The organism is Mesorhizobium sp. BR1-1-3, assembly GCF_020165455.1.
GTDB classification, from domain to species: domain Bacteria; phylum Pseudomonadota; class Alphaproteobacteria; order Rhizobiales; family Rhizobiaceae; genus Mesorhizobium; species Mesorhizobium ciceri.
The window spans coordinates 168,673-188,136 of the sequence record NZ_JAIUIC010000007.1 but is presented as its reverse complement, the minus strand read 5'-3'; the positions used below and the strand labels follow the sequence as shown (position 1 = coordinate 188,136).

16 protein-coding genes are annotated in these 19,464 nt (G+C 63.3%); 10 read left to right on the top strand and 6 right to left on the bottom strand.

Annotated features, from left to right (window positions below; genetic code table 11):
* Positions 1-113 precede the first annotated feature (113 nt).
* Positions 114-386, top strand: a complete 273-nt coding sequence (locus tag LB559_RS17950) for an usg protein (RefSeq protein WP_013529022.1) — start codon at positions 114-116, stop codon at positions 384-386.
* Positions 387-627: 241 nt separating this feature from the next.
* Here the strand turns inward: LB559_RS17950 and LB559_RS17945 are convergent, their stop codons facing one another.
* Positions 628-1,662 carry an aldo/keto reductase gene (locus tag LB559_RS17945; protein ID WP_024504215.1) on the bottom strand — a complete coding sequence of 345 codons (1,035 nt, stop codon included), beginning with the start codon at positions 1,660-1,662 and terminating at the stop codon, positions 628-630.
* Between the two features lie 51 nt (positions 1,663-1,713).
* Complete coding sequence (locus LB559_RS17940) at positions 1,714-2,895, bottom strand: MFS transporter (RefSeq protein ID WP_224674629.1); 1,182 nt, start codon at positions 2,893-2,895, stop codon at positions 1,714-1,716.
* Positions 2,896-3,014: 119 nt separating this feature from the next.
* Between LB559_RS17940 and LB559_RS17935 the strand changes: the two genes are divergently transcribed.
* Positions 3,015-3,923, top strand: a complete 909-nt coding sequence (locus LB559_RS17935; RefSeq protein WP_224674628.1) for a LysR substrate-binding domain-containing protein — start codon at positions 3,015-3,017, stop codon at positions 3,921-3,923.
* 44 nt (positions 3,924-3,967) lie between these two features.
* On the opposite strand, the gene LB559_RS17930 is transcribed toward LB559_RS17935, so the two are convergent.
* Positions 3,968-5,017, bottom strand: a complete 1,050-nt coding sequence (locus LB559_RS17930) for an aldo/keto reductase (protein ID WP_024504218.1) — start codon at positions 5,015-5,017, stop codon at positions 3,968-3,970.
* Between the two features lie 110 nt (positions 5,018-5,127).
* Entirely contained in the window at positions 5,128-5,790 is a 663-nt protein-coding gene (locus LB559_RS17925) for a YggS family pyridoxal phosphate-dependent enzyme (protein ID WP_027163466.1), read from the bottom strand.
* A gap of 155 nt (positions 5,791-5,945) precedes the next feature.
* Here LB559_RS17925 and leuS point away from each other — a divergent pair, with 155 nt between their 5' ends.
* From leuS to LB559_RS17910, 3 genes are all read left to right on the top strand, one after another.
* Positions 5,946-8,570 carry a leucine--tRNA ligase gene (gene leuS / locus LB559_RS17920; RefSeq protein WP_224674627.1) on the top strand — a complete coding sequence of 875 codons (2,625 nt, stop codon included), beginning with the start codon at positions 5,946-5,948 and terminating at the stop codon, positions 8,568-8,570.
* Positions 8,557-9,135, top strand: a complete 579-nt coding sequence (lptE, locus tag LB559_RS17915; protein ID WP_013529029.1) for an LPS assembly lipoprotein LptE — start codon at positions 8,557-8,559, stop codon at positions 9,133-9,135. The genes leuS and lptE overlap by 14 nt, the downstream gene beginning before the upstream one ends.
* 301 nt (positions 9,136-9,436) lie before the next feature.
* Positions 9,437-12,118 (top strand): DNA translocase FtsK, encoded by a 2,682-nt coding sequence (locus tag LB559_RS17910; RefSeq protein WP_224674626.1) that lies wholly within the window; start codon positions 9,437-9,439, stop codon positions 12,116-12,118.
* Positions 12,119-12,221: 103 nt separating this feature from the next.
* On the opposite strand, the gene LB559_RS17905 is transcribed toward LB559_RS17910, so the two are convergent.
* Positions 12,222-12,605 (bottom strand): hypothetical protein, encoded by a 384-nt coding sequence (locus tag LB559_RS17905; protein ID WP_224674625.1) that lies wholly within the window; start codon positions 12,603-12,605, stop codon positions 12,222-12,224.
* A gap of 345 nt (positions 12,606-12,950) precedes the next feature.
* Positions 12,951-13,607: a fructose-6-phosphate aldolase gene (gene fsa / locus LB559_RS17900; RefSeq protein WP_224674624.1), complete on the bottom strand. Its 657-nt coding sequence runs from the start codon at positions 13,605-13,607 to the stop codon at positions 12,951-12,953.
* A gap of 90 nt (positions 13,608-13,697) precedes the next feature.
* Here fsa and LB559_RS17895 point away from each other — a divergent pair, with 90 nt between their 5' ends.
* The 5 genes from LB559_RS17895 (at position 13,698) to atpA (ending at position 19,458) form a co-directional block, all read left to right on the top strand.
* Entirely contained in the window at positions 13,698-15,881 is a 2,184-nt protein-coding gene (locus tag LB559_RS17895; protein ID WP_224674623.1) for a primosomal protein N', read from the top strand.
* A 54-nt stretch (positions 15,882-15,935) separates the two neighbouring features.
* On the top strand, positions 15,936-16,631 hold the full coding sequence (locus LB559_RS17890; RefSeq protein WP_224674622.1) for an aspartate/glutamate racemase family protein: 696 nt from the start codon (positions 15,936-15,938) through the stop codon (positions 16,629-16,631).
* Positions 16,632-16,726: 95 nt separating this feature from the next.
* On the top strand, positions 16,727-17,122 hold the full coding sequence (locus LB559_RS17885; protein WP_013529034.1) for a DUF4345 family protein: 396 nt from the start codon (positions 16,727-16,729) through the stop codon (positions 17,120-17,122).
* 246 nt (positions 17,123-17,368) lie between these two features.
* Entirely contained in the window at positions 17,369-17,929 is a 561-nt protein-coding gene (locus tag LB559_RS17880; protein WP_013529035.1) for a F0F1 ATP synthase subunit delta, read from the top strand.
* Positions 17,929-19,458 (top strand): F0F1 ATP synthase subunit alpha, encoded by a 1,530-nt coding sequence (gene atpA / locus LB559_RS17875; protein WP_013529036.1) that lies wholly within the window; start codon positions 17,929-17,931, stop codon positions 19,456-19,458. The genes LB559_RS17880 and atpA overlap by 1 nt, the downstream gene beginning before the upstream one ends.
* The last annotated feature ends 6 nt before the right edge of the window (positions 19,459-19,464 follow it).

Genomic DNA, 19,464 nt, shown 5'->3' with positions numbered 1-19,464 from the left:
GCATGTTTTCGCATGCTAAAGCCGGTTCAGATGAAGAAAAAATCAATAGACGGTTAATCAGCGGCGCGCACAATCAGCCGTGGGAGGACAGGCGAATCAACCTGGGGACCGTCATGCGCGACCATGCCGAAATGGACCTGATGCTCAAAGGCTATGGCTTGACCACTGCCAAGATTCTTTATCACTTTCCCGATCACCCGCATCTGCTGCAGAGCTTCATCTGGCAGGACTACGATCTCGCGCCGAAGTTTCCGGTGCTGATCAAGTTCATCGAATTCTGGAAGGCCAAGCTGGACGGGCCGCTGCATTCGATCAGCTATACGCATCAGAAGCTGATCGCGCCGAACGAATGGCGCAAGGTGGATGGGGAGTTTGTGCTGCACTAGGGGCAAGTTTCGCAGCAACGGCTTCTTGAGGTCGGCGTTCTACGACGCCCCCCTCTGTCCTGCCGGACATCTCCCCTCAAGTGGGCAGATTGGCAGCTCCACCGACAACGCCGCCCCTTGTTACGCCTGCGATTGGCGAAAGTCGCCGCGACATCCGATCTCCCCCCTTGAGGGGGAGATGGCCGGCAGGCCAGAGGGGGGCGCTGGCCCGCGAACCTTGCGCCATGACGGCCCGATGCGCTCAAACCACCGGCGGGTTCAACCGGGCAAAGCCTTCCTGCCGCCGATACGGGAAGTACGGGTAGGGCGCGGTGACCTCGCTTGCCGCGTCGAGCTGCCTTATCTGCTCCGGCGTCAAGGTCCAGCCGACGGCACCGAGGTTCTGGCGCAACTGCTCCTCGTTGCGGGCGCCGATGATGACCGACGATACGGTCGGGCGCTGCAGCAGCCAGTTGATGGCGATCTGCGGCACGGTCTTGCCGGTTTCTTCGGCCACGACATCGAGGGCATCCATCACTCGATAGAGATGCTCGTCCTCGACCGGCGGACCGAAGCTTGCCGTGTCGTGCAGCCGGCTCTGTTCCGGTAGGAGCTGGCCACGGCGGATCTTGCCGGTCAGGCGGCCCCAGCCAAGCGGGCTCCACACCAATGCACCGACGCCCTGGTCGAGGCCGAGCGGCATCAGCTCCCACTCATAGTCGCGGCCGACCAGCGAATAGTAGACCTGATGGGCGACATAGCGCGGATAGCCTTGGCTGTCGGCTTGCGCCAACGACTTCATCACTTGCCATCCGGAGAAGTTGGAGACGCCGACATAGCGCAGCTTGCCGGCACGGATCAGGTTGTCCAGCGTCGACAGCACCTCCTCGATCGGCGTGCCGGCATCGAAGGCGTGTAGCTGCAAAAGGTCGATGTAGTCGGTGCCGAGGCGCCTCAGCGCATCATCCACGGATCTGATCAGCCGCGAACGTGACGAGCCGTAATCGCCCGGCCCATCGCCCATCGGCAGCGCGGTCTTGGTCGAGATCAGCACGGCATCGCGGCGGCCTTTTATCGCGTCGCCAAGCACCTGTTCAGAAGCGCCGTTCGAATAGACGTCGGCCGTGTCGAACAAATTGACACCAGCCTCCAGGCAGATGTCGATCAGCCGCCGCGCTTCCCTGGCGTCGCTGTTGCCCCAGGCGCCGAACAGCGGGCCGGAACCGCCAAAGGTTCCCGCGCCGAATGAGAGTGCGGGCACTTTCAAGCCCGATGCACCGAGACGTCGATAATCCATCTTTTTACTCCTGGTGGTATGAAGGGTGTCGGAAGGGTTTGCCGAGGGTAGTCACGAGCGGATGGAGGCAGGTGCGCCGAGCGCCGGGGTACGATCGAGACGCAGCGCCAGTCCGGCCGCGCCGAGCGCCGTGAGCGGCAGCAAGGCGGCGACCCAGGTCAGGGCACCCAGGCCAAGCCCTTGGGCAATCACCGCGCCGCCAAGCCAGGCGCCTGCGGCGTTGCCGAGATTGAAAGCGGCGATGTTGAAGGACGAGGCGAGGCTCTGGCCGGCACCTTGCGCCTTGTCCAGCACCCACATCTGCAGCGGCGCCACGGTGGCAAAGGCGGCGGCACCGAGCAGGCCGACATAGATGACGGCCATCACCTGGCTGTGGATGGCGAAGGTCATCGTTGCGAGCACCAGGGCCAGCACCACCAGACTGCCCAGCACGGCCGGCACAAGCCAGCGGTCGGCGACCTTGCCGCCAAGCAAATTGCCGGCGATGAGACCGCCGCCGAAGACGAGCAGGATCGGCGACACGGCTGCTTCCTTGAAGCCGCTGATCTCGGTCAGCAACGGAGCGATATAAGTGAAGACGGCGAAGACGCCGGCATAGCCGAGCACGGTGGTGGCGAGGCCGAGCAGGACGGGGGTGCGGCGTAAAACCGCGAGATCGGCGCGCAGGTCGCTCTTTTCGGGCGCCGTCCGGCTGCGTGGCACCAGAGCCAGGATGACGGCGAAGGCGGCCACACCGACCACTGTCACGGCCCAGAAGGTCGCCCGCCAGCCAAAGGCCTGGCCGAGCCAGGTGCCGAAGGGCACGCCGAGGATGTTGGCGATGGTCAGGCCGGTGAACATCAGCGCGATCGCCGAGGCTTGTCTGTTGGGTGCGACCAGCCCTGTGGCGACCACCGAGCCGACGCCGAAGAATGTGCCGTGGGCAAAGGCGGTGATGATGCGGGCGCCCATCAGCGTCCAGTAGTCGGGCGCCAACGCGCAGGCGAGATTGCCGAGCGTGAAGATCGCCATCAGCGCCAGAAGCACGGTCTTGCGCGGCCAGTTGCCGGTGGCGATGGTCAGCAAGGGCGCGCCGATGACGACGCCAAGCGCATAGCCCGAAATGAGCTGGCCGGCAGCCGAAATCGAAACGCCGAGATCCTTGCTGACATCGAGCAGCAAACCCATAATGACGAATTCGGTGACGCCGATGCCGAAGGCACCGGCGGCGAGGGCGTAGAGAGCAAGAGGCATGGCGGTTTTCCACTTCGATGCGAAGAGCGCCGTCCCGCGCCCCGACCCCTGAGATCGTGCTTCCCTGCATTGTGAACCAGACTTGCCTTGGGCATATTTTCTGTGAAATAGATTCATGAATGGCCAGGCCCGACATCAATCGCTCCGGCGAGATCGAAGTGTTCGTGCGCGTCGTCGAGGAAGGCAGTTTCTCCTCCGCGGCACGCGCGTTGCGCATGACGCCGTCGGCGGTGAGCAAGCTGATCGCGCGGCTGGAGGCCCGGCTTGGCGCGCGGCTGGTCAGCCGCTCGACGCGAAAGCTGCAACTGACGCCGGAAGGCACAGCATTCTACGAGAGCGGCCTGCGCATCCTCGCCGACATGGCGGCAGCCGAGCAGGAGGCAGCGGCGGGTGCTTCACCGCGCGGACGTGTGCGCATTAACAGCTACGTGCCCTTCGGGGTGCATCGGCTGGTCCCGCTTCTGCCTCGGTTCCTGGAACGCTACCCCGAGATTTCGGTCGATCTGGTGCTGACCGACAGCGTCGTCGACCTGATGGCGGAGCGCGCCGATGTTGCCATCCGTGCCGGGCCATTGAGTGGGTCACGGCTGGTGGCGCGCAAGCTCGGGCAAAGCCCGGTGGTCGTTGTTGCAGCACCTTCTTACCTCGATACGCACGGCATACCGCTGACGCCAGCCGATCTCGACAGGCACAACCGCATGGGCTTCGGCTTCGTCAGGCACCTCGATGGCTGGCCGTTCCTCGACGCGGAAGGCCGCGCCATCATGATTCCGATCACCGGCAACACGCTGGTCAGCGATGGTGAGGCGATGCGGCTCATGGCACTGGCGGGCGCGGGCATCGCCCGGCTGGCGCGCTGGCATGTGGCGGAAGACATAGCGGCCGGCAGACTGGTGCCGCTGTTGGAGGCATTCAATCCGGGTGACGAGGAGCCGACCCACGCCGTCTATGTCGGCCAGGGCCGGCATCTGCCGGCGCGGGTGCGCGCCTTTCTCGACTTTCTGGTCGAGAGCGTCCGGCTGACCTGACATCTCCGGAGCCACGGCTCCCGAGATGTCAGCGTGGGCTGTATTTATGCTTTCGGCGTGAACGCCGCCGGACGGCGGCCCGCTGCCTGGCGCTCCAGCATCCAGCCTGGATATTCGGACGGCAGCGCGCTGACCTCGTCGAGGCGGGCGAGATCGTCGGTGTCGAGCTTCACTTCAGTCGCTGCGAGGTTCTGTTCAAGCTGGTCCATGCGGCTGGCGCCGATGATGACGCTCATCACGAAGGGCTTGGCCAGGACATAGCCGAGCGCCACCGTGGCGACGCTCACATCATGTTTTTTGGCTATGTCGCGCATGACGGCAACGGCCGCCCAGGCGCGGTCCTCATTGACCGGCGGGAAGTTGAAGGACGCGCGGCGGCCTTCGCCATTGCCGGGTGCGCCGGGGCCATATTTGCCGGAGAGCAGGCCGCCGGCCATCGGCGACCACACCATCAGGCCGAGTTTTTCCTCGTTGAGCAGCGGCACGATTTCGCGCTCGAGATCGCGGCCGGCGATCGAATAATAGGACTGCACGGTCTCGAAACGGGCGAAACCCTTGCGCTCGGCGATGCCGAGCGCCTTGGCGATGCGCCATGCCGCCCAGTTGGAGACGCCGACATAGCGGACCTTGCCGCTGGCAACGAGATCGTCGAGCGCTCGCAGCGTCTCGTCGATCGGCGTCACCGTGTCGGTGCCGTGCAACTGATAGAGATCGATATGGTCGAGCTGCAGCCGCTCCAAGCTGGCATCGATCGAATCCATGATGTGGCCGCGTGACGAGCCGCGCTGGTTGGGGCCTTCACCCATGGCGCCATGCGCCTTGGTGGCGATGACCACATTCTGCCTGTTGATCTTGAGATCCCTGAGCGACTGGCCGAGCAACCGTTCGGATTCGCCAAAGGAGTAGACGTCGGCCGTATCGAAGAAATTGACGCCGGCGGCAAGCGAATGGGCAACGATCTCGTTGACGCCCTTCTGGTCGAGGCTGGCGATCAGGCCCCATTGGGCATTCTGGCCGGCGGCGCCGAAGGTCATGGTGCCGAGGCACAGTTCGGAGACGAACATCCCCGTATTTCCAAGCTGGTTGTAGCGCATGGTGGCGGCTCCAGAGAGTTTGTGACGACCCAAAGCAAATAGGAACGGTACGTTTCGTTTCCAGTCCTGGAGCAACGAGCCTGTCGGATTGGCCCAAACGCCGTTGCGTCTCAGCGAGTGCCGAAGATCGCCGAACCGACGCGGACGCTGGTGGCGCCGAAGGCGATTGCTGTTTCGTAGTCGCCGGACATGCCCATTGAGAGTTTGGCGACGTCGGCTTCCTTGCTAAGCTTCTCCAACAGCGCAAAATGCGGACCGGGATTCTCGTCGGCCGGCGGGATGCACATCAGGCCTTCGATGGCGAGGCCGTGCACGTCGCGGCAGCGGGCGACGAAGGCCACGGCGTCGCGGGGCTCGATGCCGGCCTTCTGCGGCTCGGAGCCGGTGTTGACCTGGACATAGAGTTTTGGCGCGCGGCCCTGTTTGGCGATCTCCTTGGCGAGTTCGGCGGCGATCTTCTCGCGATCGACCGTCTCGATGACGTCGAACAGTGCTACCGCTTCCCTAGCCTTGTTGGATTGCAGCGGGCCGATCAGATGCAGTTCGATGTCGGGAAATGCGTCCTTCAGATCAGGCCATTTGGCTTGCGCCTCCTGCACCCGGTTCTCGCCGAAGACGCGCTGGCCGGCTTCGATGACCGGGCCGATGTCGGCGGCATCAAAGGTCTTTGAGACCGCGACCAGGATCACGGCGCCGGCTTCGCGGCCGGCCTCGCGTTCGGCGGCGGCGATCTTCGCCTTGACCGCGAAAAATTGCTGAACGGCGTCACCCATATGCAAATCCTGCTGTTTTGACCGGCGTTTTTGTCAGACGCGGTACCCATATGGTTGACGGGTTTGCCAAACCATGGTGAACACCCGGACCACATTCCCTGAACTGCCGAGCCATCGCCCGCAGTTCGCGCATGCTTTTAAGTGAAAAACGTCCCATGGCAACCGAACGATACAATCCGCGCGCGTCAGAGCCCAAATGGCAGAAGGCCTGGGACGCCAAGAAGCTGTTCGAAGCGCACAATGACGATCCGCGCCCGAAATACTACGTGCTGGAGATGTTCCCCTATCCGTCGGGGCGCATCCATATCGGTCATACCCGCAATTACACGATGGGCGACGTGGTGGCGCGCTACAAGCGGGCCAAGGGCTTCAACGTGCTGCACCCGATGGGCTGGGACGCCTTCGGCATGCCGGCCGAAAACGCGGCGATGCAGAATAAGGTCCACCCCAAGGAGTGGACCTACCAGAACATCGCCACCATGCGCGAGCAGCTCAAGGTCATGGGGCTGTCGCTGGACTGGGCGCGCGAATTCGCCACCTGCGACGTCGATTACTACCACCGCCAGCAGATGCTGTTCCTCGACTTTGTCGAGAAGGGGCTGGTGACGCGCAAATCCTCCAAGGTCAACTGGGATCCGGAGGACATGACGGTGCTTGCCAACGAGCAGGTCATCGACGGGCGCGGCTGGCGCTCGGGCGCGCTGGTCGAACAGCGCGAACTGACGCAGTGGTTCTTCAAGATCACCGACTTCGCCCAGGATCTGCTGGATTCGCTCGAAGGCCTCGACGAATGGCCGGAAAAAGTGAAGCTGATGCAGCAGAACTGGATCGGCCGCTCGGAAGGCCTGCTGATCCGTTGGCCTCTGGCCGACGCCTCCGATGGCGAGCATGAGCTGGAAGTCTATACGACAAGGCCCGACACCATCTTCGGCGCTTCCTTCATGGCTGTCGCCGCCGATCATCCGTTGGCCAAGAAGGCCGCTGCGCACAATCCGGCACTGGCGAAGTTCATCGAGGATATCGGCCATATGGGCACCTCGGTGGCGGCGCTGGAGACAGCTGAGAAGAAGGGTTTTGACACCGGCCTCCGCGTCGTCCATCCGTTTGACGACAACTGGACGCTGCCTGTCTATGTCGCCAATTTCGTTTTGATGGAATACGGCACCGGCGCCATTTTCGGCTGCCCGTCCGGCGACCAGCGCGACCTCGACTTCGCCAACAAATATGGCCTGCCGGTGATTCCGGTGGTGATGCCGGAAGGCGAGAATCCGGCGACGTTCCAGATCATCGATGAAGCCTATGTCGATGACGGCGTGATGATCAATTCGCGCTTTCTCAACGGCTTGAAGCCGGATCAGGCTTTCGACGAAGTCGCCAAACTGCTGGAGCAGAAGACGATCGGCAACCGGCCGATGGCCGAGCGCAAGGTGAATTTCCGTCTGCGCGATTGGGGCATTTCGCGCCAGCGCTACTGGGGCTGCCCTATCCCGATGATCCATTGCGAGGCTTGCGGCGTGGTGCCGGTGCCGAAGGCGGACCTGCCGGTGAAGCTGCCCGACGATGTCGATTTCGACCGCCCGGGCAATCCGCTCGACCGTCATCCGACATGGCGGCATGTGAAATGTCCGCAATGCGGCAGGGATGCGCGGCGCGAAACCGACACGATGGACACGTTCGTCGATTCGTCGTGGTATTTTGCCCGCTTCACCGCGCCGTGGGCACATGAACCGACCGATCCCAAGGCGGCCAACGAATGGCTGCCGGTCGACCAGTATATTGGCGGGATCGAGCACGCGATCCTGCATCTGCTCTATTCGCGCTTCTTCACCCGCGCCATGCGCGAGGCCGGCCATGTCGATCTGGCCGAGCCGTTCAAGGGCCTGTTCACGCAAGGCATGGTGGTGCACGAAACCTATCGCGTTGGCTCGGCATCGAACGGCCGCTGGCTGGCGCCCACCGAAGTTCGGCTGGAGGACGTCGACGGCAAGCGCAGCGCCATCGAGATCGCCACCGGCGAGACCGTCTCCATCGGCCCGCTGGAAAAGATGTCGAAGTCGAAGAAGAACACGGTGAGCCCGGAAGACATCACCGATGGCTACGGCGCCGATACGGCGCGCTGGTTCATGCTGTCGGATTCGCCTCCCGAGCGCGATGTCGAGTGGACCGACGATGGCGCCGCCGGCGCGCATCGCTTCATCCAGCGCATCTGGCGCCTGGTGTCGACGGCGGCGGAAACACTGGCCGGCATCAAGCCCGTGGCGGCCAGCAGCGGCGAGGCCGCGGTGGTTTCCAAGGCCGCGCACAAGATCCTCAAGGCGGTCGGAGAGGATATCGAGAAGCTCGCTTTCAACCGCGCCATCGCCCGCATCTACGAACTGGCCAACGCGCTGACCACGCCGCTTAACGAGGTGGCCGAAGGCAAGGCCGATGCAGCGCTGAAAGGCGCCTGCCGGCAGGCGGTGGAGATTCTCGTGCATCTGATCGCGCCGGTCATGCCGCATCTGGCCGAGGAGTGCTGGGCAACGCTCGGCGGCACCGATCTCGTTGCCGAACGGCCGTGGCCGGTCTTCGATCCGGCGCTGGTCGTCGACAACGAAGTCACCTATCCGGTACAGGTCAACGGCAAGAAGCGGGGGGATTTGACAATTGCCCGCGACGCGGACCAAGGTGCGGTCGAAAAAGCGGTATTGGCTCTCGACTTCGTGCAGAAAGCACTCGAAGGGAAGGCTCCGCGCAAGGTGATCATCGTGCCGCAGAGGATCGTCAATGTCGTTGCCTGATCGGGAAAAGACAGAGTTGAGCCATTTGCTGCGCCGCATGGCGCTTGCCGGCCTGATAGGTTCGCTCGCGCTTGTCTCGGCCTGCACGGTGCGGCCGCTCTATTCGAGCGCGCCACTGTCGGGTTCGCAGGCCAGTGCCAGTGCCGAACTGGCGTTGATCGGCATCAAGCCGGTCAATACGCGTTACGGCCAACAGGTGCGCAACAATCTCATTTTCGGGTTTGGACGAGGCGCCGGCGAGCCGGCCTCGCCGGCCTATTCGCTCAATCTCGGCGTGACCGAAGCGGTCGAGTCCGCGGCACTTGTGCAGGTCGGAACCGACGAAGACGAGCCGACCGCCGGTTCCGTGACGCTGACCGGCAGCTATACGCTGGCCGATGCGAAGACCGGCGTGGTGATCGCATCCGGCAAGCGTTCGATCACCTCGTCCTTCGACAGGCCGCGTCAGGAATTCGCCGCATACCGGGCGCAGATCGACGCCGAGAATCGCGCTGCGCGAGAGTTGGCGGAAGCGCTGCAGCTGTCCATTGCCCAGGACCTTGTCCGGCACGGCAAGACCGGCTAGCGCACCTCATCTGCTTCACGAAAACGGTCTGGCGCCCCAGGCATGACGGGATGATCGTGGGATCATGACCAGATTCCCGAACAGAGCCAGATTCTGAACAGAGATTGGCCGAAGAGACCCATCGGCCTGCCATGGCACAGCGAGTAGATCGCGCCACCGCGGTGGGTGCGGCGAGGCGACGATCGTGCCGCGTCGCTCGCGAAGATTTTGGCGCTCAGGATCGTAGGCGACCCATCCGGGAAGCAACTGTTAACCACTCGCTCCCTATTGCTCGGCAGACATTTCAGAGTGAGTCTTGAGAATGGAAGCCAAGCGTTTTTCCCGGGTCAATTTGTCGACGGCCGCACCGCCTGATGATCCCGAGGGGAAGCGCTTCGAGAGCATTGGCGACAGGGGTGATCAGCGAAGTTCTTCCGCCGCAGGCGCCCTTGATCGTATGGCTCGCAAGGAGCCGGACGGTCGGCAGCCCGCCACACGCCAGGCCGGCTATTCCGCGCCTATGGTCGATCTCGGCGGCAACAAGCGGCCCTATATGGAGCCGCGGAGTGGCTCCGACGACACGCCTTCGAAAATCGGCGATATCGAGAGCCCTGCCTGGCAGGAATATTTCTTCCTTGCACCCAACGTGCGTTTTACACGCACGCCGGATTATGAGGCCAGGAAGCATCATCCGCAGCACGAGCGTGTCGTCGAACACGGCGCGACGCGCCCGGCACAGCAAGCCGTTGCGCAACCCATGGTCGGCAGGGCGTCCTCCGCGCCCTCGCTCCTGGCATTGCCGGCGTCGGTGAAAAGCCCTGCCTCCCAGCCGCAGACCGGGCGCGCCACGCAAGAGCCATTACCGCCGGCTGCTGCCTTTGTCCCGTCGGTGCGCGCCAGGGAGAGGGCGCCAGCCGTTGCGCCGGTGCCGCCGAGGACGGTCGCAACGGGACGGGCATCCGTGCGTGCGTCCGTTGCTCCGGGCGCCCCGACCAAAACCGAAAGGCAGCGCTGGCCCTATCTTTCGGATCATGCCTTCTTTGAGGCTATGGCACCCTATCTGGTCGACGTTTCGCCGCCGGCCCGGCAAATCGGTTCAACGTCGCCTGCGCCGCTCGCCGCAGCGCCAGTCACCACTATGCCGATCGATATCCGTCCGACGACAGGGACCGATGCCACCGCATTGTTTCGCGTCATCGACTGCCTGCCGGGCCAGGCCTTGAAGCCGTTGCCGGATGTTTGGCCGGCCAATTCGAACCAGGCCGTCGCCCAACCTGACGTGCCGGCGAGCAATGCGCCGTCGCCGGTCCAGCCTGTCGCAATTCCAGCCGCCAAAAGCGTCGCCGTTTCCAAGCCGTCCGCGCCAAGTGTGAACCTCCCTGCCAAGGCCGTTGGCGCCCGCTCTGCACGCTTGCCTGGGGCTGGAAAGGTCGTGCTGTCAACCGCGGGCGATCCCTATGAGCTTCCCTCGGAAGAGCTGTTGCAGCAGCCACCGGAGGGACAAGGCTTCTACATGTCGCAGGAGCGGCTCGAGCAGAACGCGGATCTCCTGGAAAGCGTGCTCGAAGACTTCGGCGTGCGTGGCGAGATCATTCATGTTCGTCCCGGCCCGGTCGTCACGCTCTATGAGTTCGAACCGGCGCCGGGCGTCAAATCTTCTCGCGTCATCGGGCTTGCCGACGATATCGCCCGCTCCATGTCGGCGATTTCGGCGCGCGTCGCCGTCGTGCCCGGCCGCAACGTCATCGGCATCGAGCTCCCGAACGAGATGCGCGAAACCGTCTATTTCCGGGAGCTGATCGAATCGGAGGGCTTCCGCAAGACGAGCTGCAAGCTGGCGCTGTGTCTCGGCAAGACGATCGGCGGCGAGCCTGTCATTGCCGAGCTGGCGAAGATGCCGCATCTGCTCGTGGCCGGAACCACCGGCTCCGGCAAGTCGGTTGCCATCAACACCATGATCCTGTCGTTGCTCTATCGGCTGAAGCCGGAAGAATGCCGGCTGATCATGGTCGATCCCAAAATGCTCGAACTCTCTGTCTATGACGGCATCCCGCATCTTCTGACGCCCGTCGTCACCGATCCAAAAAAAGCCGTCACGGCGCTCAAATGGGCGGTGCGCGAAATGGAGGACCGGTATCGCAAGATGGCGCGGCTCGGTGTGCGCAACATCGACGGCTACAACGAGCGCGCCGCCCAAGCCCGCGACAAGGGCGAAACCGTCGTCATGACGGTGCAGACCGGCTTCGAAAAGGGCACCGGCGAACCGCTTTTCGAACGGCAGGAAGTAGACCTGGCGCCGATGCCCTACATCGTCGTCATCGTCGACGAGATGGCCGACCTGATGATGGTCGCCGGCAAGGAGATCGAAGGCGCCATCCAGCGTTTGGCGCAGATGGCGCGTGCTGCCGGCATCCACCTGATCATGGCAACGCAGCGTCCCTCGGTCGACGTCATCACGGGCACGATCAAGGCCAATTTCCCGACCCGGATTTCCTTCCAGGTGACGTCGAAGATCGACAGCCGCACCATCCTGGGCGAGCAGGGCGCCGAGCAGCTGCTCGGCCAGGGCGACATGCTGCACATGATGGGTGGCGGGCGCATTTCGCGCGTGCATGGGCCGTTTGTCTCCGACGCGGAGGTCGAGCATGTGGTCGCGCATCTCAAGGCGCAGGGCCGGCCTGAATATCTGGAAACCGTGACCGCCGACGAGGATGAGGAAGAAATCGAAGACGACCAGGGCGCGGTCTTCGACAAGGGATCGGTTGCAGCCGAAGACAGCGATGCCATCTACGACGAGGCGGTCAAGGTGGTGGTGCGCGACAAGAAGTGTTCGACGTCCTACATACAGCGCCGTCTCGGCATAGGCTACAACCGCGCCGCGTCGCTGGTCGAGCGTATGGAAAAGGAAGGCTTGGTCGGCACACCCAACCATGTCGGCAAACGCGAAATCATCGTGGGCCGGCGCCAGCCGGCGACCGTGCCTGAGGATGACGGCGCGGACTGAGCGACCCCGGCCGTTATGGGATCATGCTTCAGGGGATGCTTCAGCTGCGGGTCAAGCTCGTGAATTCCATCACCTATCCCAGCCTAAACCTTAAGCATCTACACTAGCGCTTAGTGACGGCCTTTCCAATGCTGACGACCACATAGGATAACCAGCCAATGACATGCCCGAAGAAATAGATGCACAGTCCCAAATATGTAAGCAACGCAATCACAAATAGCTTCTCACCTAACGCAACATTCGTCACGAAGCCTTGAGGCAACAGGGCAAGAATCCAACCGAAGTGAAGGCCCCAGCTACACCCCCATTGACCACACGTCCGGTTGGCACTCAGCACCGTTGCGCCAAGCCACACGACCGAAATCACTATGAAACTCACCCACGAATAACGTTTGTCCCGAATGAGGCCGTAGATTGAAAATGCCTTTGCGAAAGCGAGTCCTATTGATGCAAGAACAGAAAAGGCGATTGAGATTAGAAGGCTCATGTTCGACCCAGTAGCTAAAACATCGAAGCTACAGCCAGCACCTTTACAAAGGGTTCGACCAAGTCATCGTTTTTTAAGTTCGTCGAAGGGCATCTCTCTAGCGTGATATCCAGGGTATGCTTCAGCAGCGTGTCGATCTGGTGAACTCGATCAAATATCCTGTTTTGAACTTGTCGCTCTCGATTTCAGCTGGATGCAATGCTGCGATGCAGTAAAGCCAAAAGAGCTAGTGCAAGGCACGCAAAAACAAAGACATGGAAAGTCACCCCACCCGCAGCACATAAAAAAGACCGGTTGCCCGGTCTTTTTTCACTGCAAGCGCATTGGCTTCAGCCGATCGCCATCTCAGCCAATCGATTGGCCGGTCTTGGCCCAGTCGGCGAGGAAGGCGGCGAGGCCCTTGTCGGTCAGCGGATGGTTGACCAGGGCCTTCAGGGTCGCCGGCGGCGCGGTCACGACGTCGGCGCCGATCAGTGCCGCCTGCTTGACGTGGTTCACGGTGCGCACCGAGGCGACGAGGATCTCGGTCTGGAAATCGTAATTATCATAGATCTGCCGGATTTCCTGGATCAGCTCCATGCCGTCGATGCCGATGTCGTCGATGCGGCCGACGAAGGGCGAGATGAACGAGGCGCCGGCCTTGGCCGCAAGCAGCGCCTGGTTGGCCGAAAAGCACAGGGTGACGTTGACCAGGCGGTTCATCTCGGTGCGGATGGTCTTGCAGGCCTTGAGGCCGTCCAACGTCAGCGGCACTTTGATGCAGACATTGTCGGCTATCTTGGCCAGAGCCTTGGCCTGCTGCATCATCTCGGAATATTCGGTGGCGGTGACTTCAGCCGAGACCGGACCCTTGACGATGTCGCAAATCTGTTTGGTTACCTCGGCGATCTTGCCGCCGGATTTGAGGATCAGCGACGGATTGGTGGTGACGCCGTCGAGCAGCCCCAGATCGTTCAGCTCACGGATATCCTTGACGTCGGCGGTGTCGACAAAAAATTTCATGGCGGGTCTCCTGAAGATTTTCATGTGCATGCCATGCACATTTGGGGTCGGCCTTTGATCTAGACCAAAGTCAGGGCAAGGTCACGCCTCATGATCGAAGATTCGCCCTTTGTCGCAGCCGCACCGGTGCTGGTGCCGATGCCCGCCGAACGCCCCTACACCTACGCCGTGCCGGCCGGCATGCGCGTGGTGCCGGGCTCGATCGTGCGTGTGCCGCTCGGGCCGCGCCAGGTCGCCGGCATCGTCTGGGATGGCGCGGTCGAGAAGGTCGACGCGAAAAAGCTGCGCCCCATCGAACAGGTCTTCGACTGCCCGCCGATCGACCGCGCGATGCGCCGTTTCGTCGACTGGGTGGCGCAGTACACGCTGTCGCCGCCGGGCATGGTGGCGCGCATGCTGCTTCGGGCGCCGGAGGCTTTCGACCCCGAACCGTGGATCGAGGGGTTGCAGCGCACGCTTCTCGCACCTGACCGGATGACGGGCGCCAGGCAGCGCGTGCTGGAGACGGCCGAAGGCGGCCTTGCCTGGACGCGATCCGGCCTCGCTCACGCCGCCGGCGTGTCCTCGACGGTGATCGACGGCCTGAGGGCGCAAGGCGTGTTCGAGACGGTGATGATCCCGCCGCGCCCGGTGGTGGCCGCGCCCGATCCCGGCTACGCTATTCCGGAACTGATGCCGGACCAGGGCGCCGCGGCGCAGATGCTGCGCGCCAATGTCGCAGCCGGCGTGTTCAACGTCGCGTTGCTCGACGGCGTCACCGGTTCGGGTAAGACCGAGGTCTATTTCGAGGCGGTGGCGGCTGCGCTCGACCAGGGGAGGCAGGTTCTGATCCTGCTGCCGGAAATCGCGCTGACGCATGCCTTTCTCGAGCGCTTCCAGCAGCGCTTCGGCGCCAAGCCGGGCGAATGGCATTCCGACCTGCCGCCGCGGATGCGCGAGCGGGTTTGGCGGCAAGTGGCGGAAGGCGGCGTGCGCGTCGTCGCCGGCGCGCGCTCGGCGCTGTTCCTGCCGTTCAAGGAGCTCGGCCTGATCGTCGTCGACGAGGAGCACGACCCCGCCTACAAGCAAGAGGACCGCGTCTTCTACAATGCGCGCGATATGGCCGTGGTGCGCGGCCATATCGGCAGCTTTCCGATCGTGCTGGCGTCGGCGACGCCATCGGTCGAGAGCCGGGTCAATGCCAGCCAGGGCCGCTACGACAGGGCGGTGCTTTCCGCTCGCTTCGCCGAGGCAGCACTTCCGCATCTGAAGGCGGTCGACATGCGGCGTGCGCCGCCGGCGCGTGGCGGTTTCCTGTCGCCGGTTCTGCTCGACCAGATGCGCCAGACGCTGGAGAGGCAGGAGCAATCGCTGCTGTTCCTCAACCGGCGCGGCTATGCGCCACTGACGCTGTGCCGGGTCTGCGGCCATCGCTTCGGCTGCCCGGTCTGCTCGGCCTGGCTGGTCGAGCACCGGTTTCGCGGGCAACTCGTCTGCCATCATTGCGGCCACAATGAGCGCCGCCCCGAAGCCTGCCCGGAATGCGGCACGCTGGATCATCTGGTCGCCTGCGGGCCGGGTGTCGAGCGCATCGCCGAGGAGGTCGTGACGCATTTCCCCGACGCGCGCACCATCGTCTTGTCGTCCGACCTGATGGGCGGCGTGCGGCGGCTGCGGCTGGAGCTGGAAGCGATCGCCGATGGCGAGGCCGACATCGTCATCGGCACGCAGCTCGTCGCCAAGGGCCACAACTTTCCCAACATGACTTTGGTCGGCGTTGTCGACGCCGATCTTGGCCTTGCCAATGGCGATCCGCGCGCCGCCGAGCGCACGTTCCAGCTGCTCAGCCAGGTCACCGGCCGCGCCGGCCGCACCGGCAAGAAGAGCCTTGGCCTTTTGCAGACTTTTCAGCCCGACCACCCGGTGATGCGGGCGATCGTCTCGGGCGACGCCGAGGCATTTTACGAACGTGAGATCGCCGAGCGCGAACGGGCTGCCCTGCCGCCCTTCGGCCGGCTCGCGGGTGTCATCGTCAGTGCGGTGACACGAGCGGAAGCCGAGGGCCACGCACGTGGCCTGCGCCGCGCCGCACCCGAGGCGTCAGATCTGTTCGTGCTGGGGCCAGCCGAGGCGCCACTGTCACTGCTCGGCGGCCGCCACCGCTTCCGGCTGCTGATCCAGGGCGAACGGCGCGCCGACATGCAAGGTTTTATCAGGGCCATGCTGGCCAACGGGCCGAAGCAACGCGGCTCGGTCCGGGTGCAGGTCGACGTCGACCCGCAGAGTTTTTTGTAAGGTTGCGCTTTCAGCGATAGGTTGCCCGCAAGCCAGCGAGATGTGGAAACTCATATGAAGACCCTTGGCCTGCTCGGCGGCATGAGCTGGGAATCGACCGCCATCTACTATCGCCTGCTCAACGAGATCGTGCGCGAACGGCTGGGTGGGCTGCATTCCGCGAAACTGCTTCTGTGGTCGTTCGACTTTGCCGAAATCGCCGAGCGGCAGCATCACGGCGATTGGGACGGTGCCGGCGTGCTCCTCGTAGAAGCGGCGCGCAAGCTCGAGGCCGGCGGCGCGGAAGGTCTGCTTTTGTGCACCAACACCATGCACAAACTGGCCGATCAGGTGCAGGCGTCGGTGTCGATCCCGCTGATCCACATCGCCGATGCCACCGCAGTGGCGGTCAAGCGTGCCGGAATGCAGCGTCCGGCGCTGCTGGCGACGCGCTTCACCATGGAGCAGGATTTCTACAAGGGCCGGCTCGCTGACAGATTTGGCTTGGACCCCGTGGTGCCTGATGCGGCCGGGCGCGACATGGTGCACCGTGTCATCTACGAAGAACTGTGCCAGGGCATCGTCACGGAGGTCTCGAAGGCGGCCTATATCGCCGAGACCGAACGCCTGCGCCGCGAAGAGGCGGCCGACAGCGTCATCATGGGCTGCACTGAGATCACCATGCTCATCGGCCAGCAGGATTTCGACATCCCGGTCTTCGACACGACGCGCATCCATGCCGAGGCGGCTGTGGAATTCGCGCTCGGTTGATGCGCGCTGCCTAAAGTACCTGGACCCATCTGGCGCGGGGGCTTTCCTCCGTTAGAATGCCCGGAATTTCAAAACAGGCATTTCGAGGGGACAAGATGGATTTTGCGCTTCCATGGCCGACGAGCCAGGGCGAATGGCTGGCTTGGTCGAGCGCCGTCTTCACGGTGCTGCTCGGGCTTTTGTTCTTCCTGGCGCCGGGTCTCGCCTTTCGTGCCCTGCGCCTGCAGGTCAAGCCAGAGAAGGCTGCGGCGATCGCCGAGGGGCGCGGCAGGATGTCGGGCTTTTATCTCGGTGTCGGCCTGTGCTGTATCCTGCTGGCGCAGCCGCTGATCTACATGGCGCTTGGCTTCTCCTGGCTGTTCACTGCCTTCGGCCGGCTGCTGTCGATGATGTCTGATGGCGCCAACACGCCTTTCAATTGGGTTTCCATTGTGCTGGAATTGGTCCTGGCGGCGTTGCCGCTCGCCTTCGCCTTCGGCTTTCTGCCTTGAATCATTGGGTATTCCGCGATGGAAGACGGGCGACTTTCGCTGGATGCGACAATAGTGCCTGAAAACCATGCGGAACGACGCATTGCGGTCTTAAAATGCCTGTGCTAGACGGCAATCGACTTTCGGCCGGGGATAGCGGAAGCCGCGCCTCCGTGCTCGAAAAAATGCAGTAAGGTCAAAGATTTAGCCAGAGTTTTTGCTCGCGCCAACAATCTACGGCCTGTCAGACAAGAGAAAAGACGGTCCGTGGCTCAATCGTCATCGCCAATCTCAGGTGTCGCAGAACGCTATGCGGGTTCGCTGTTCGAACTCGCCCTGCAGGCAAATTCCGTGGCCAAGGTCGAAGCCGACCTCAACAGTTTCGAAATCATGCTCGCGGGCAGCGCTGATCTCACCCGGCTGATCAACAGCCCGGTGTTCTCCAGCGAGGACCAGGCGAAGGCCATCGCGGCGATCGCCGACAAGGCCGGGATCACCGGCCTCACCGGGAATTTCCTGCGCGTCGTCGCCCGCAACCGCCGGCTGTTCGCCATTCCCGGCATGATCAGGGCGTTCCGCCAGATATCAGCCGAACACCGTGGCGAGACCGCTGCTGAAGTGACGTCGGCTCACGCGCTGACGGCTGTCCAGCAGACCGAACTCAAGGCGGCGCTGAAGAGCGTTGCCGGCAAGGATGTGGCTATCTCCGTCACCGTCGATCCGTCGCTGCTCGGCGGGCTGGTGGTCAAGATGGGCTCGCGCCAGATCGATACGTCGCTCAAAACCAAACTCAATTCGCTCAAGCTTGCACTGAAAGAGGTCGGCTGATGGACATCCGCGCCGCGGAAATTTCCGCAATTCTGAAAGACCAGATCAAGAATTTCGGCAAGGAGGCCGAGGTCTCCGAAGTTGGACAGGTGCTGTCCGTCGGTGACGGTATCGCTCGTGTCTACGGCCTCGACAATGTCCAGGCCGGCGAGATGGTCGAATTCCCCGGCGGCATCCGCGGCATGGCGCTCAACCTCGAAGCCGACAATGTCGGCGTCGTCATCTTCGGCGCCGACCGCGACATCAAGGAAGGCGACATCGTCAAGCGCACCGGCGCCATCGTCGACGTTCCCGTCGGCCCAGGCCTGCTCGGCCGCGTCGTCGATGCGCTCGGCAATCCGATAGATGGCAAGGGTCCGATCAAGGCAGTCGAGCGCAAGCGCGTCGACGTCAAGGCGCCCGGCATCATTCCGCGCAAGTCGGTGAACGAGCCGATGTCGACCGGCCTCAAGGCCATCGATGCGCTGATCCCGGTCGGCCGCGGCCAGCGCGAGCTGGTCATCGGCGATCGCCAGACCGGCAAGACCGCCATCATCCTCGACACGATGCTCAACCAGAAGTCGGTGCACGACAACGGCCCCGAGAAGGAAAAGCTCTACTGCGTCTACGTCGCCGTCGGCCAGAAGCGCTCGACCGTCGCGCAGTTCGTCAAGGTGCTGGAAGAGCGCGGCGCGCTCGAATACTCGATCATCATCGCCGCCACCGCTTCCGACCCGGCGCCGATGCAGTTCCTGGCGCCGTTCGCCGGCTGCACCATGGGTGAATATTTCCGCGACAACGGCATGCACGCGCTGATCAGCTATGACGATCTGTCGAAGCAGGCCGTCGCCTATCGCCAGATGTCGCTGCTGCTGCGCCGCCCGCCGGGCCGCGAAGCCTATCCGGGCGACGTGTTCTACCTGCACTCGCGCCTGCTCGAGCGCGCCGCCAAGCTCAACGACGATCTGGGCGGCGGGTCGCTGACCGCTCTGCCGATCATCGAGACGCAGGCCAACGACGTGTCGGCCTACATCCCGACCAACGTGATCTCGATCACCGACGGCCAGATCTTCCTCGAAACCAACCTGTTCTTCCAGGGCATCCGTCCTGCGGTGAACGTCGGTCTGTCGGTGTCGCGCGTCGGCTCGGCAGCGCAGATCAAGGCGATGAAGCAGGTTGCCGGCTCGATCAAGGGCGAGCTCGCGCAGTACCGCGAAATGGCGGCCTTCGCGCAGTTCGGCTCGGATCTCGACGCTGCCACGCAGCGCCTGCTCAACCGCGGATCGCGCCTGACCGAACTCCTGAAGCAGCCGCAGTTCTCGCCGCTGAAGACGGAAGAGCAGGTCGCGGTGATCTTCGCCGGCGTCAACGGTTATCTCGACAAGCTGCCGGTCAACCAGGTCGGCAAGTTCGAGCATGGCCTGCTCAGCCACATGCGTGCGGCCGGCAAGGACGTTCTCGACGCCATCCGCAAGGAAAAGGCACTGTCGGACGACCTGCGCGCCAAGCTGAAGGCCGAGATCGACGCTTTCGCCAAGACCTTCGCCTGAGCGAAG

Coding starts and splice junctions, on each gene's coding strand:
- LB559_RS17925 (WP_027163466.1), bottom strand. CDS start 5,790: ATGGGTGACGCCGTTCAGCAATTTTTCGCGGTCAAGGCGAAGATCGCC.
- LB559_RS17935 (WP_224674628.1), top strand. CDS start 3,015: ATGGCCAGGCCCGACATCAATCGCTCCGGCGAGATCGAAGTGTTCGTG.
- LB559_RS17890 (WP_224674622.1), top strand. CDS start 15,936: ATGAAGACCCTTGGCCTGCTCGGCGGCATGAGCTGGGAATCGACCGCC.
- LB559_RS17945 (WP_024504215.1), bottom strand. CDS start 1,662: ATGGATTATCGACGTCTCGGTGCATCGGGCTTGAAAGTGCCCGCACTC.
- LB559_RS17905 (WP_224674625.1), bottom strand. CDS start 12,605: ATGAGCCTTCTAATCTCAATCGCCTTTTCTGTTCTTGCATCAATAGGA.
- atpA (WP_013529036.1), top strand. CDS start 17,929: ATGGACATCCGCGCCGCGGAAATTTCCGCAATTCTGAAAGACCAGATC.
- LB559_RS17910 (WP_224674626.1), top strand. CDS start 9,437: ATGGAAGCCAAGCGTTTTTCCCGGGTCAATTTGTCGACGGCCGCACCG.
- LB559_RS17895 (WP_224674623.1), top strand. CDS start 13,698: ATGATCGAAGATTCGCCCTTTGTCGCAGCCGCACCGGTGCTGGTGCCG.
- fsa (WP_224674624.1), bottom strand. CDS start 13,607: ATGAAATTTTTTGTCGACACCGCCGACGTCAAGGATATCCGTGAGCTG.
- leuS (WP_224674627.1), top strand. CDS start 5,946: ATGGCAACCGAACGATACAATCCGCGCGCGTCAGAGCCCAAATGGCAG.
- LB559_RS17940 (WP_224674629.1), bottom strand. CDS start 2,895: ATGCCTCTTGCTCTCTACGCCCTCGCCGCCGGTGCCTTCGGCATCGGC.
- LB559_RS17885 (WP_013529034.1), top strand. CDS start 16,727: ATGGATTTTGCGCTTCCATGGCCGACGAGCCAGGGCGAATGGCTGGCT.
- LB559_RS17930 (WP_024504218.1), bottom strand. CDS start 5,017: ATGCGCTACAACCAGCTTGGAAATACGGGGATGTTCGTCTCCGAACTG.
- lptE (WP_013529029.1), top strand. CDS start 8,557: ATGTCGTTGCCTGATCGGGAAAAGACAGAGTTGAGCCATTTGCTGCGC.
- LB559_RS17950 (WP_013529022.1), top strand. CDS start 114: ATGCGCGACCATGCCGAAATGGACCTGATGCTCAAAGGCTATGGCTTG.